Here is a 12,375-nt window from a genome sequence, read left to right as displayed (position 1 = left end):
TCATACTTACAAAGGAAGGATCTCTTTTCCTAATCGTTACTGGAAGAGATGCTTTCCCGATAATCGGGACAGGCTCTATCGTCAGCATGACATCGATTTGGAGCTCACGTTATACAACTCTTTTGTATTTGTGAAAATGTTGACCTCTCACGATGACGTATTTACCCAAAACTCACTACTCCCGACTTGGCTCTGGACTATTATTTTAAACCATGAATAAGAAGGATTTTAGAAAACATGCCCATCAACTGGTAGATTGGATGGCTGACTATCTGGAAAACAAGGCTTCCTACCCTGTCAGTCCTAATATTCAGCCTGGAGATATTTATCAACAACTGCCAGATGATGCTCCTGAGATGCCTGAATCTTTTGAGGATATTTTAGAGGATTTTGAGAAAGTCATTATGCCAGGCATGACCCATTGGCAGCATCCAGCTTTTTTCGGCTATTTTCCAGCGAATAATTCCGAACCTTCAATTTTGGCAGAAATGCTAATGGCTACAATGGGGGCACAATGTATGTCTTGGTTGACTTCGCCTGCTGCAACTGAATTGGAAGAAAAGGTATTGGAATGGTTAAGGGATGCTAAGGGACTCAATGCATCTTGGAAAGGAGTGATTCAGGATACTGCTTCCACTGCTACCCTTTGTGCAATACTTTCAGCTAGAGAACGGGCAAGTAATTTTTTGATCAATAGGCAGGGCTTTACTGGTCATGAAAAATACAGGGTATATAGTTCTTTGCATGTACATTCATCTGTGGATAAGGCCATGAGAATTGCTGGTTTAGGGGAGGAAAACTTGGTAAAAGTGGCGGTGGATAATTCCTTCGCTATGGATCAAAATGCCCTTAGGGAGGCTATATCCACAGATTTACTGTCTGGATTTACCCCTCTTTGTGTGGTTTCAGCTTTGGGGACCACCAGTTCCACGGCCATTGATCCGGTCAAGGAAATCGGTGAGATTTGTGAGGAATTTGGCTTGTGGCACCATATAGATGCAGCCTATGCGGGAACAGCATTATTGCTTCCAGAGTGCCGTTGGATGATGGATGATAAGGTGAAGGCAGACAGTTATGTTTTTAATCCCCATAAATGGATGTTGACCAATTTCGACTGTTCGGTGCTTTATGTAAAGGATGCTGGTCAATTGGTCAATACTTTTTCCATGACTCCAGAATATTTGAAAACAGCACAGGATGCGCATGTGAATAATTACCGTGATTGGGGAATACAATTGGGCAGGAGGTTTAGGGCATTGAAGCTTTGGTTTGTAATCAGGTCTTATGGTTTGGAGGGGATCAGGGAGAAGCTCAGAATGCATTTGGCTTTGACCAAGGAGGTAGCCAACTTGGTCGAAAACCATAAGAATTTAGAGTTGATGGCTCCTATTCCATTGAATACCATATGTTTTAGATTTGTGGATAAGTCTCTAAGTCGAGAAAAGTTAAATCTTTTAAATGCCCAGTGGATGCAGTCTGTAAATGAAACAGGAAAGGCATTTTTTACCCATACTAAATTGGATGGAAACTATTGCATCAGATGGGTAATTGGCCAAACGGATGTGTCCATGGATGAAATAAATATGGCTTGGGAATTACTTATGGAGAAATTAGCGGAACTCAATTAACCAAAAATTGAGTTTTGGATATAGGCAGATAATGGCTTAATAATTTAAGTTGATCAAACAGACATGTCAGGAAAACAGCCCATATTTACTCCGGAATTGGTCAAGGTTATCAAGATATTTGGTTTGCTATCAATTGGCATAGTTTTATTCTTTTCCTTTTTTAATGACTACAGAGCCGATAACAGCGGAGATGCTGGTCAAAGCCATATTACTGATGCGAGCAGACTTTATTTCAAAAATATGCGTCGGTATTATTATGATATGGAAAAACAGGATGAGGCTAAGCTGGATATTTTCCGTTATAGTAAAAGGTTAAAAGAGGAAAACTTGCCTTTTATCAACCTTTCTATTATTATAAGTCGTATAAAAGATAAAGCCTTTATTTATTTGGAGCCTTCAACACCTCTCCAGAAGGAAAGTGAAATACAGATAAGATGGAAAAATCTCGAAAATGATACAGGTGGAATCCTAAGTTTTATACCTGGAGATAGACATTCTCATTTTGATTTTGTAGCTGAACTAGCTCCTCTCATTGAAGATGAAATAGTGTTTGAGGTGAAGATTGATGGTCATTGGCAAAGCATACTGGATACTGAAAAAGAGCGTTATGCTTTTAAGGTAACCGCTGAAGATTATTTCAGGCTCATTGAGTAAACCCAAAAGTACAACCTTATGGACATTAAAAAGATCGATAATCTCTGGAGATTTCTAGGGATCAAAAACAACATGCCAGTCAAGCTGGATTTGGATAAGCATGTTCATTATTCCTTTATAAAGGGAAATATTTTGGTCAAGCATGAGTTTAATCCTAAGCTGTGGTTGGAATCTTCGCTGCTTATCCAAGAAAAGACTTTTCAAGAAAAGGCGGTTTTACAGCATTATCACCATAAAAAAAAGCGTTTTGGTTTTCATTCCGAACTCACTTCTACGCATGTGCAAATATTTTTTCCCAGAACACTGCTTCATTTGAAGAATAAATATGAGATGAACATACAAAAGGATAGGCATGGGAACTATCAGATTCGCTTAAGTCCTTTTGTTCCCAAAAATGTGTATGCCATTTTGGATACGGTTAATTTCATTACCCGGGAAATGTGGAAAAAGGACTTTTTTGCAGAAAGCATTCGGAATTAATTTTATGATCTTTCAGCTTTTTATTTGGTGAAATACTGTATCAATCTAATAATCACAGAAAAGATAATACTGAGCAGGATCATGGTGGTAATTGGAATATAGAGACTGAAACCATCTTTTTCCACGCGAATATCTCCAGGCAATCTCCCTAGCCAGTGTAATTTGCTACCAAAAATATAAACAATCAGGCCTATCCCAAGGATTCCCAGCCCAATGCCCATTAACCATTTTCCGATTTCATGATTCATAGGTTTAAAATAGACAATTCGTTGACTAAAGCATAAAGAATTGGTCGTTCAATTATCCTTACATGCGTAAATTGTATTAATTTGCTAGATAAATAATGTGTCATGAAAGCAATTTTGGCCGGATTTTTCTATAGCCTTATAATTTCAGTTACAGTACATGCCCAGGACCAGGACCATAAAAAAGAAATTCTGGACTTCCAGACAGAACTGAACCATGAATTTTCGAATCCTGATGAATCACCATTGAAGGCTAGGGATCTAAAACGATTTAAATCCTTGGACTTTTTTCCCATTGATGAAAAATATAGGGTTGAAGCCAAGTTTGTACGTAGCGATAAAGGCCTTCCATTTCAGATGCCCACTACTACGGATAGGAAACCTATTTATGAAAAATACGGTGAGTTGCACTTTGATTTGGAGGGAGAATCCTATGTGTTAAGTATTTATCAAAGTCATAGATTGAGGGAAATGGAGGAATTTGAGAATTATTTGTTTTTGCCCTTCACGGATCTTACTAATGGAAAAAGTACCTATGGTGGTGGTAGGTTTATGGACTTGGAAATTCCAGAGGGCGATACCATAATGCTTGATTTTAATAAAGCTTATAATCCCTACTGCGCCTATAATGGCAAATATTCCTGTCCCATTCCCCCAAAAGAAAATGATTTGCCGCTTGCCATTGAGGCAGGTGTAAAAAAATTTCATGATTAGAGATTTAAATCCCGTAGATGGTCTAAAATTCTCGCCATAACCGTTCAAACTCTTTCTGAAAAGATCTTACAGTGTGGATATCTTCGAGTAATACAATATTTTCATAATTGTGTTCTGCTGCTGACCTTGTCCAATTATAACTTCCAGTTAGCACTTTCTTCTGATCAAAAATGGCAAATTTGTGATGCATATGCACAGGGCTATTATCCTTTTGTATAAGAATGCCTTCCTTTTCCATTCGATCAATATCAGATCCTAGGTCCAAAGATTTATCATCATCTGTGATGATCTTAATAGGTACCTTTCTTCGATGAGCTAGGAGCAATTCATCGGTAATGTGGTCATCGCTTATCGTAAAAACACAAATGTGAATAAGTGAAGAAGCATTTCTTATTTCCTCTCTAATAGCATCTCTGCACGTATTTCCAGGGCTGAAATATGCAGCAGTAGATGTATTTGCTTGTTCTTTTTGTTGTAATACTTTAACCGCTTCATAGAACCATTGGATGAGATTTTGGCTTTGTGGATCATGAGTATTTTCCAAAGCCAAATTTCTAATTTCAGAGAGAAGCACCTGTTTTTCATGTGTGGATAATGCCGAAAGATCAGATTTTAGTTCCCTTCTTTCCGAGCGGGAAAGTACATGGTCTTCTAGGCTTATTCTGAAATCTTGGATTATTTGTTCAAGAGTAGGCATAATGGGCTTATTGGATAGTTGTTATTATTTAGGCATTTGAGTGAGTTTCAAACCATCAAGGAAACTATAGCACATTTTCCTCAAAGAGCTTTTCCAAGGTTTTATCCAGATTCTTACTGAAACCGCTGTGCGGCCTGGAAGTTTGGATGATAGAGCTTCTGACAGCAGTGAGCCAGCGGAAACGGGAAGCCAGGTCCATTTCGGCTATTTTTCCCCCATTGTCCTTACCAAAGCAGATTTTATCGAATGATGCCAAGTTTAATTTGATCATTTCAATATCAGCTGCTGGGTCCAGTGCTAGGAGCTTTTCTTCATTTAATGTGGTCTTTACTTTAAGGTAACCGCTTTTCCATGCGCAGAGGATCACTCCCGCATTGATAAATTCCTCCCTTTCCACCCGAGGTACCACCCGGATGATGGCATAATCAAATAAGTGCTGTTCTTGCATCTTGGGCTTCTTTGGTAAATTGATCGGCATAAGAAAATCTCAGCGCTAAATATTGTTGATAAATATTTCGTAACTCTTCGGCATCCTCACTGTCCCCACTTGCCAACAGCCATTCCTCAGGAATCAGTGCCACGATTTCCTTCAGTTTTTCGGGGCTGAGGATTTCCTTGAATAGGGCGTTGGCTTCTTCAAGCTGGCTGGCCTGTGGCAGTAGCACATGGTTTTGGATGATAGGAAATGCTTTGGTGGCGCTTTTCTCCCAATTGCTCCAGGCATGGTGGAAAAGAAAGGCTGCACCATGGTCGATTAGCCATAATTCCCTATTCCACATCAGCATATTGGTATTGCGGAAAGTGCGATCCACATTGGTGATGAGCATGTCCAGCCAAACGATTTTGGAGGCGAGCAATGGATCTACCTCCATGGCCAAAGCATCATAATTGATGGCACCAGATAGAAAATGCAGGGCCAGGTTTTGGCCTTGACTGCTTTTGAGCAAGTCTTGGATTTCCTCATCTCCTTCTGACCTGCCAAATGCTGGGTCCAAGAAGGCAAATACCAGTTCGGGAACTTTAAATCCCAAAGCTCTGGCGATTTCACCACCCAACAATTCCGCGATCAGTGCTTTTTCACGCTGTCCAGCACCTTTGAACTTCAAAACATATTTGAATCCATCATCAGCATCGGTCAAGGCCGGCAAAGAACCTCCCTCCCTTAGCGGAAGGATATATAGGGTCACATTTACAGTGCGTAAATCCATAGTTTTCTAAAGAAATTAATGTGGGTGAAGTATTATGATCCTGATTTGAGCGATATACTTTTCCCGATTCAAATATTGGACAATATATTTTAAATTACAGGTATTCCTAAATCTTTTAAGTAATTGAAATTTGGATCATAAAAATCTGGTATCCGAGTATGATCTCCTGAATCGCCTTCCGGAACTACAATTACCATTCCTTGTCTGGCTCTTGTAAGAAGTACTCTGTAAGCATTAATTAGGTATGTTTTTCTTTCTGTCTTATGAATATGCTGCCATTTGCTACCCACAAAAGAAAATGTTTTCCATTGGTTTTCAGAGTATCTTAAGTCAGCATCCCAAGTTATGCAAGCCCAGTCTAACTCTAAGCCTTGTACATGAAATTCGGTTGCAACCTCTTCGAGGTAGTAAGAAGATCTTACATCTTCCTTATCATTTAGAAACCAATGTACTGGGTTCATTGGGGATTTTACATCAATCGCATAGGGTTTTAGTCGTTGGGCCTGGGAAGAAACGACAATTCCATATCTTTCACTTCCTCTAGCTTTTTCTTTGAGCCAATTTTTTGCCTTTTTTAAATCTCTTGTAAGGACAATTGGATATTTGTCTTTTAGTTTTAAGTAAGTATTAGATGCTTTTTCTTTATCTAAATCTAATATACTTTTTACAAGAAGCGATAAATTTTCCGACCTGAAAGATCGCATAGATACTCCTAAATGCAAATCAGAATTCAAATTTACTTTTGTTAAACCTTGTAATTCAGAAATAATAGAAGATGCTGAGTATTCAGAATCGGTAAGATTAGGGGATATAAATATGTCCCAATGTGAAAATCTGGTTTTTATGGCATTTAACCATTCGGATATTCCGGCCTCACCGGTATTAATTTCCTGACCTCCTCCTACTAAACATACTATTACTGCCCAATCTTGGTGCCGATCAAGGCAAGAGATAAGAAATTCTGGCTCAGAAGCGTCAAAATTATGCTGCCCCTTCTTTTGCTTCATGAATTTTACGGTTTGTTCCTTATTCCAAGCTCTTTGTGCTTCATCAAAAATTGCGACATGATCATATGGTGGTTTAGGGTCCACTAAATAGGCATCACGATAATGATGTATGTTTTGTATAAAAGTTTTTACGCCTGCTTTAGCCTTTCCTTTAGTTAGTTTTATCCCTTTAGCTCTTTCATTTTTTATCTTATCTCTTGATAGTGCTTCTTGTAGTATAGCAACTAAAGGACCGTTTCCAGATAAATAAACACTGGCATTCCCATTCTTCTCATCAAGATGGGAAGTAGCTACTTTTAGGCCAACCAAGGTTTTACCTGCACCAGGTACCCCAGTGACAAAGCAGATAATTTTCTTTCTTTGACGTTTAGATTCTGATACTATCTTTGAAATGATTGAAGTAGTTTTTGTTAGATTCTTCGCTTCTGCATCATTTCTGGTAATTTCATCTACAGTATGATTATGATAAAGCGAAAGAGCAGCTTCGATTATGGTTGGAGTTGGTGAGTAACGACCCTTTGAGTAATGATCAGAATTTAATTTGCGGTGGTATTTAAAGAATTGTAGTGTTGTATTAAAAGCGTCAGCTAAATCCGTTTTATTAACTTTTAATGGATTTAGTAAATTGTCATTATGAGCTGTTTTGGCTACTTCCACAAAAGAATTTTCAGCTTCAGTAGCAACTAAAATAGGAACCAATAGAGCCTCATGGCTAGGTTTATGGAAGTTTTTTAAATCAAGAGCATAGTCCCAAACCTGATCTAAATCAGATCTATGATAGTTACTTTCTCCAACTTTAAATTCAATAACATAAACTACACTATTGATAATAACTAAAACATCAACCCTCTTTCCCATCCTAGGAATGGAAAATTCAAAGAAAATCGTACCCTCGTAATTTTTTAAGGTCTCTTTTAACATTGGAATTTGTATTTCCCAAGATTTATTCTGGTTTAATGTTGAATCAAATTGATTAGCTAAGGTTATCTCCCCAATGATCTCTTCTGTTTTTTTAGAGAAAAAGTTGTGAAGACTGTCTTTATAGTAATAGTTAAGCATAAAAATCTTAATTACAATTTTTTGGTCTTAAATTATTTAGACGAGTATTTATAAGTTAAGAAGTAATTGATTTAAATATTTCTTTCTTCATTTGATGAAATATTTTCAAAAACTCCCTAACCACCGGCACATCAGCTTCAGCCCAGTCTAGCTCTAATAGTTTGTCTTTAGGTAGCCATTGGTAGGCCTGGTGTTCTGCCAAATGTAATTCACCGGATTGGATGCTGGCGATAAAGGGTATCAGGCAGATTGTGAAGTCGGGGTATTTATGGATGACTTCGGGTAACTTCCCTCCTGGCAAAATATCCAAATGTAGTTCTTCTTTGATTTCCCTGATCAGACATTCCTGGTCTGATTCCCCATCTTCTAATTTCCCACCTGGGAATTCCCATTTTTGGGGCATTTTCATCTTTTTACTTCTTTGAACAGCGAGCACCAATCCATCCCGAACAATTATGGCGCAGGTTACCTTTAACATAGAAAAGTGGTTTTTACACTCTAAGATAGGTTATTATTTTATGCTTCTTTGATTTAACTTGAATGGATTGATCATTTTTTACTATTAAGGACTTCAAGCTTGCTCAACTTTCCATTTTTTATTAATCAATCAAAAACTTCTTGGACTCTTTGACATCACAGCAAACTCTGTGGTTAACAAAACATTCATCTCAGATCTATAGTCTTGAGCCTAGTGTCTTACTATAAATTCTCTAATTTTGTGCTATGAAAAATCTTGCAGTGATATTTGATATGGATGGGGTGATCTGTCATACCAATCCTTACCATTCTAAGGCTTTTGAACAGTTTTTTGCTAAACGAGGCATGAATCCTAGCCAGGAGGAATATGCTCAGCATATGTATGGGAAGCCCAATAGCTATATCTTTAGCCATTTTTTACAGAGAGAGGTGAAGGGAGAGGAACTTCTTGAGCTGGAAAATGAAAAGGAAGGACTTTTCCGTGAGATCTATGCACCGGTGGTGGAGCCAGTTCCGGGCTATTTGGAATTTTTGAATGGCTTGAAGCAAAATGGTTTTAAAACCGGTGTGGGGACTTCTGCACCGAGAGCCAATATGGATTTGATCATTGATACGCTGGAGATAAGAACATTGATGGAGTCTTTTATGGCCAGTGAAGATGTGAAGACACATAAGCCTGAGCCAGAGGTGTATTTAAAGTCTGCGGAAAACCTTGAAGCACATCCTGAGCACTGTATAGTTTTTGAAGACTCCTTCTCAGGTGCTTCTGCGGGTATAAATGCCGGTATGCAGGTGGTCGGCGTGCTTACTTCGCACACTAAAGAAGAGCTGCCTCCTTGTCAGTATTATATCAATGATTACAGTGAAATTTCAGTACAAAATATACTGGAAATGCTTAAATAAAACAATTTGATATAAATGGATTGAAAAAGTGTGGAAAAACTATAAAAGCAGGTTTTCCACACTTTATTTTTTAGGCACCCATGGCCGTGATGATCAGTTTTCTAGGTCCGCCATAATTCCTGAATTCTCCTAAATATATGCCTTGCCAAGTCCCCAAGGCCAATTTTCCATTTGAAATAGGAATATTTAACGTGGAACCAAAGAGACTGCTTTTGATATGAGCGGGCATATCATCCGGTCCTTCGTAGGTGTGGATAAATCGTGGATAAGTTTCGCTAACCAAGTCATTAATAAATGTTTCGAAGTCCTTTCGTACCGTTGGGTCAGCATTTTCATTGATGGTGAGGCCGGCAGAGGTATGCTTGATAAAAACCTGCAAAGTGCCCATTTTTATTTCCCTGATTTCGGGTAGGGCATCTTCCACCTCATCGGTAATCAAATGGAAGCCTCTGGAATGAGCTTTTAGAGATATATGTTTTTGAAAGATTTTCATAATACAAAAGTAATAAGTGCTTGTTTTTTAACCACAGATGAAGAAGGATAAACACAGATGTTCATAGTTTTTTCATGCAGGGCTCTGGAAGGAAGTAATTAAGTTCACAAAGATTTCTAAGAACTGATCAAAAAACAAAGCTTTCATCAATGTTTATCTGTGAGCATCTGTGGACGCAGATTATTAACCACAGATGAAAGGGCTAAACACAGATGTTCATAGTTTTTTCATGCAGGGCCCTGGAAGGAAGTAGCTAAGTTCACAAAGATTTCTAAGAGCTGATCAAAAAAAACAAAGCTTTCATCAGTGTTTATCTGTGTGCATCTGTGGACGATTATTATTAACCACAGATGTAAGGGCTAACCACAGATGTTCATAGTTTTTTCATGCAGGGCCCTGGAAGGAAGTAGCTAAGTTCACAAAGATTTCTAAGAGCTGATCAAAAAAAACAAAGCTTTCATCAGTGTTTATCTGTGTGCATCTGTGGACGATTATTATTAAGCCCTGATTTAAAGGATAAACAGAGCTGCAGTATCCATTTGTGGATTTTGTAATAAATTCTTATTAGAAGCCGTTTAAAATCCTCTTTACTTCTACTCTTGGTTTGCCGAAATTGATCAGTAATCCGCATCGTTTATTACAAGCTTTCAAATAATTCATCAATTGGGCTGTATGTATACTTTCCAATTGTTTCAAAGCCTTTAATTCTACTATAACCGTTTCATCCACCAACAAATCAGCATAATAGTTGCCAATAATAATGCCTTCATAATTAACGTCTAAAGGAAATTGTTGCTTGAAGGGCACTTTAGATTTTCTTAATTCAACGGCTAAACCTTTTCCAAAAAACCACTTCCTAAAGCATTGGATACTTTATAGGAAGCTCCAATAATTATTTCTGTTAGTTCGTCAAAATCTTCCATAATCAAAAAGTTTTATGGATTAAACTAAAAAATCTACTTCAAACTATCAATAAACCTGTTGGTAATCTACTAACCACAGATGAAAAGGATAAACACAGATGTGTTTCTATGCCTTGGAATTAAAGGTCAAAAGACTTTATCCGTGTTTATCAGTGTCCATCGGTGGACGATTATTATGGAGACTTGATAAAAAGGATGCATTTTTGGGCCTTGGAATCAAAAAACATTTGATCAGTGTTAATCTGTGTCCATCTATGATTAATTCATTTAAAACAACTGCTGGTACATTTCTTCAAGCTTGGTGATGGGGATGACCTCAATGCCGAAGCTTTTTAAATCCACACCTTTCACAGCGTATTTGGAAACAATGATTTTTTTGAATCCTAACTTGTCTGCCTCTGCAATGCGGTTTTCTATCCTGTTGACTGCCCTGATTTCGCCACCTAGGCCTACCTCGCCAGCAAAACAAAGGTCAGGTGAAATCGGTGTGTCTTCATAAGATGATAATAGGGCTGCACATACAGATAAATCCAGACCCGGATCGTCCACACGCATACCCCCAGCGACATTTAGAAATACATCTTGGTTGCCTAGTCTCATACCGCCCCTTTTTTCCAAAACTGCCAAGAGCATATTCAGCCTTTTGGCATCATGGCCGGTGCTGCTCCGCTGGGGAGTGCCATAGGTGGCCGGACTGATCAGGGATTGGATTTCTATCAATAATGGTCGGTTTCCTTCCAGCATGGCGCCAGTGGCCACTCCATTGAGGGTTTCTTCGCGCTGGCTGAGCAGGATTTCGGATGGGTTGGCCACTCCCCGGAGTCCTTCTGCGCGCATTTCATAGATGCCCAGTTCATTGGTAGAGCCAAACCTGTTTTTGGAGGTGCGTAGAATCCTGTAAGATAAATGACGGTCTCCTTCAAACTGCAAAACAGTATCCACCATATGTTCTAGGATTTTTGGTCCTGCAATGGAGCCATCTTTGGTGATATGGCCAATAAGAAAAACAGGAGTAGCTGTTTCCTTGGCAAATTTCATTAGCTCCGCGGTACATTCTCTGACTTGGGAAACGCTTCCTGCCGCAGATTCAACATGTTTGCTGTGTAAAGTCTGAATGGAATCAATAACCAAGACTTCTGGTTTGAGCGCTGTGATCTGCTGAAATATGTTTTGGGTGTTGGTTTCAGAAAGCACAAAGCAATTGTCTGACCTGAACTGCATACGGTCAGCCCGCATTTTGATTTGACTTTCGCTTTCCTCTCCGGAGACATAAAGGACCTTGGTCTGGTTAAGAATCAAGGCGATTTGTAACATCAAGGTGGATTTCCCGATACCCGGTTCCCCTCCTATTAAGGTCAGTGAGCCAGGCACAATTCCTCCTCCCAAAACCCTATCCAGTTCGGGATCTTTGGTGATCAGTCTTGGGTGCTCTTCATAGTTAATCTCCTGTAACTTTCTGGGTGAACCTTGTCGCTTATTATTTTCAGAACCCTGTTTCCAGCTTCCTCGGCCCGATTCTTCCTTGTGGATAACTTCTTCTACATAAGTATTCCATTCGCCACATGCTGGGCACTTGCCCACCCATTTGGGGCTTTGGGCGCCACATTGCTGGCAGAAAAAAGCAGTTTTTATTTTAGGCATGAATGAGTTGTTCGGTTAATGGTTATTTAAAGCTGGCAAAGCTTGCAGGAAATATTGAATTTGATGCTGATCGGCATTTTCAATTCCGATCTGATTAAATATTTATTAGGGGCTTTTTAAAAGCCCTTTATTTAAATGTTCGCCATTGCAAATGACGAACAGCTAGTACCATTGTTTTTTTGAGGTGCCAGAAATCTCAACATCATGTATTCCTTATTAATTATTTATTTGAGATTCTTCCTATCG

13 protein-coding genes and 1 pseudogene are annotated in these 12,375 nt (G+C 38.8%); 5 read left to right on the top strand and 9 right to left on the bottom strand.

From position 1 onward, the window contains the following. Window positions 1-212: 212 nt before the first annotated feature. From KZP23_RS05995 to KZP23_RS05985, 3 genes are all read left to right on the top strand, one after another. Complete coding sequence (locus KZP23_RS05995) at window positions 213-1,628, top strand: pyridoxal phosphate-dependent decarboxylase family protein (protein WP_226335190.1); 1,416 nt, start codon at window positions 213-215, stop codon at window positions 1,626-1,628. 63 nt (window positions 1,629-1,691) lie between these two features. Then, window positions 1,692-2,282: a hypothetical protein gene (locus KZP23_RS05990; protein ID WP_226335189.1), complete on the top strand. Its 591-nt coding sequence runs from the start codon at window positions 1,692-1,694 to the stop codon at window positions 2,280-2,282. Window positions 2,283-2,300: 18 nt separating this feature from the next. Continuing rightward, window positions 2,301-2,762: a hypothetical protein gene (locus KZP23_RS05985; RefSeq protein WP_226335188.1), complete on the top strand. Its 462-nt coding sequence runs from the start codon at window positions 2,301-2,303 to the stop codon at window positions 2,760-2,762. Between the two features lie 20 nt (window positions 2,763-2,782). Here the strand turns inward: KZP23_RS05985 and KZP23_RS05980 are convergent, their stop codons facing one another. Next, window positions 2,783-3,010: a DUF2905 domain-containing protein gene (locus KZP23_RS05980; RefSeq protein ID WP_226335187.1), complete on the bottom strand. Its 228-nt coding sequence runs from the start codon at window positions 3,008-3,010 to the stop codon at window positions 2,783-2,785. A 102-nt stretch (window positions 3,011-3,112) separates the two neighbouring features. Here KZP23_RS05980 and KZP23_RS05975 point away from each other — a divergent pair, with 102 nt between their 5' ends. Further along, on the top strand, window positions 3,113-3,721 hold the full coding sequence (locus KZP23_RS05975) for a DUF1684 domain-containing protein (RefSeq protein ID WP_226335186.1): 609 nt from the start codon (window positions 3,113-3,115) through the stop codon (window positions 3,719-3,721). 22 nt (window positions 3,722-3,743) lie between these two features. Here KZP23_RS05975 and KZP23_RS05970 read toward each other — a convergent pair whose 3' ends face one another. The 5 genes from KZP23_RS05970 to KZP23_RS05950 all read right to left on the bottom strand — a co-directional run bounded on the left by KZP23_RS05970 (window position 3,744) and on the right by KZP23_RS05950 (window position 8,170). Next, entirely contained in the window at window positions 3,744-4,418 is a 675-nt protein-coding gene (locus KZP23_RS05970; RefSeq protein WP_226335185.1) for a phospholipase D-like domain-containing protein, read from the bottom strand. A gap of 64 nt (window positions 4,419-4,482) precedes the next feature. Further along, window positions 4,483-4,866: a DUF3037 domain-containing protein gene (locus KZP23_RS05965; RefSeq protein WP_226335184.1), complete on the bottom strand. Its 384-nt coding sequence runs from the start codon at window positions 4,864-4,866 to the stop codon at window positions 4,483-4,485. Beyond that, complete coding sequence (locus tag KZP23_RS05960) at window positions 4,844-5,626, bottom strand: HipA family kinase (RefSeq protein WP_226335183.1); 783 nt, start codon at window positions 5,624-5,626, stop codon at window positions 4,844-4,846. The genes KZP23_RS05965 and KZP23_RS05960 overlap by 23 nt, the downstream gene beginning before the upstream one ends. A gap of 89 nt (window positions 5,627-5,715) precedes the next feature. Next, window positions 5,716-7,692, bottom strand: coding sequence for a DUF2075 domain-containing protein (locus tag KZP23_RS05955; protein ID WP_226335182.1), 1,977 nt, complete (start codon window positions 7,690-7,692; stop codon window positions 5,716-5,718). A gap of 55 nt (window positions 7,693-7,747) precedes the next feature. Beyond that, window positions 7,748-8,170 carry a (deoxy)nucleoside triphosphate pyrophosphohydrolase gene (locus KZP23_RS05950; protein ID WP_226335181.1) on the bottom strand — a complete coding sequence of 141 codons (423 nt, stop codon included), beginning with the start codon at window positions 8,168-8,170 and terminating at the stop codon, window positions 7,748-7,750. Window positions 8,171-8,415: 245 nt separating this feature from the next. On the opposite strand from KZP23_RS05950, the gene KZP23_RS05945 reads away from it, so the two are divergent. After that, entirely contained in the window at window positions 8,416-9,072 is a 657-nt protein-coding gene (locus KZP23_RS05945) for an HAD family hydrolase (RefSeq protein ID WP_226335180.1), read from the top strand. Window positions 9,073-9,142: 70 nt separating this feature from the next. On the opposite strand, the gene KZP23_RS05940 is transcribed toward KZP23_RS05945, so the two are convergent. From KZP23_RS05940 to radA, 3 genes and pseudogenes are all read right to left on the bottom strand, one after another. Further along, window positions 9,143-9,565 carry a secondary thiamine-phosphate synthase enzyme YjbQ gene (locus KZP23_RS05940; protein WP_226335179.1) on the bottom strand — a complete coding sequence of 141 codons (423 nt, stop codon included), beginning with the start codon at window positions 9,563-9,565 and terminating at the stop codon, window positions 9,143-9,145. A 564-nt stretch (window positions 9,566-10,129) separates the two neighbouring features. Beyond that, window positions 10,130-10,488: pseudogene (locus KZP23_RS05935) on the bottom strand (GxxExxY protein). A gap of 267 nt (window positions 10,489-10,755) precedes the next feature. Next, window positions 10,756-12,129, bottom strand: a complete 1,374-nt coding sequence (gene radA / locus KZP23_RS05925; protein ID WP_226335177.1) for a DNA repair protein RadA — start codon at window positions 12,127-12,129, stop codon at window positions 10,756-10,758. Window positions 12,130-12,375: the final 246 nt, after the last annotated feature.

It is taken from the genome of Echinicola marina (genome assembly GCF_020463795.1).
Classification (GTDB): Bacteria; Bacteroidota; Bacteroidia; order Cytophagales; family Cyclobacteriaceae; genus Echinicola; species Echinicola marina.
The sequence above is the reverse complement of the archived record's forward strand: the minus strand, read 5'-3'. Positions and strand labels throughout refer to the sequence as shown.

Excerpts from the sequence above, each read along its gene's own strand:
- KZP23_RS05995 (WP_226335190.1), top strand. The coding sequence starts at position 213 with ATGAATAAGAAGGATTTTAGAAAACATGCCCATCAACTGGTAGATTGG.
- KZP23_RS05990 (WP_226335189.1), top strand. The coding sequence starts at position 1,692 with ATGTCAGGAAAACAGCCCATATTTACTCCGGAATTGGTCAAGGTTATC.
- KZP23_RS05985 (WP_226335188.1), top strand. The coding sequence starts at position 2,301 with ATGGACATTAAAAAGATCGATAATCTCTGGAGATTTCTAGGGATCAAA.
- KZP23_RS05980 (WP_226335187.1), bottom strand. The coding sequence starts at position 3,010 with ATGAATCATGAAATCGGAAAATGGTTAATGGGCATTGGGCTGGGAATC.
- KZP23_RS05975 (WP_226335186.1), top strand. The coding sequence starts at position 3,113 with ATGAAAGCAATTTTGGCCGGATTTTTCTATAGCCTTATAATTTCAGTT.
- KZP23_RS05970 (WP_226335185.1), bottom strand. The coding sequence starts at position 4,418 with ATGCCTACTCTTGAACAAATAATCCAAGATTTCAGAATAAGCCTAGAA.
- KZP23_RS05965 (WP_226335184.1), bottom strand. The coding sequence starts at position 4,866 with ATGCAAGAACAGCACTTATTTGATTATGCCATCATCCGGGTGGTACCT.
- KZP23_RS05960 (WP_226335183.1), bottom strand. The coding sequence starts at position 5,626 with ATGGATTTACGCACTGTAAATGTGACCCTATATATCCTTCCGCTAAGG.
- KZP23_RS05955 (WP_226335182.1), bottom strand. The coding sequence starts at position 7,692 with ATGCTTAACTATTACTATAAAGACAGTCTTCACAACTTTTTCTCTAAA.
- KZP23_RS05950 (WP_226335181.1), bottom strand. The coding sequence starts at position 8,170 with ATGTTAAAGGTAACCTGCGCCATAATTGTTCGGGATGGATTGGTGCTC.
- KZP23_RS05945 (WP_226335180.1), top strand. The coding sequence starts at position 8,416 with ATGAAAAATCTTGCAGTGATATTTGATATGGATGGGGTGATCTGTCAT.
- KZP23_RS05940 (WP_226335179.1), bottom strand. The coding sequence starts at position 9,565 with ATGAAAATCTTTCAAAAACATATATCTCTAAAAGCTCATTCCAGAGGC.
- radA (WP_226335177.1), bottom strand. The coding sequence starts at position 12,129 with ATGCCTAAAATAAAAACTGCTTTTTTCTGCCAGCAATGTGGCGCCCAA.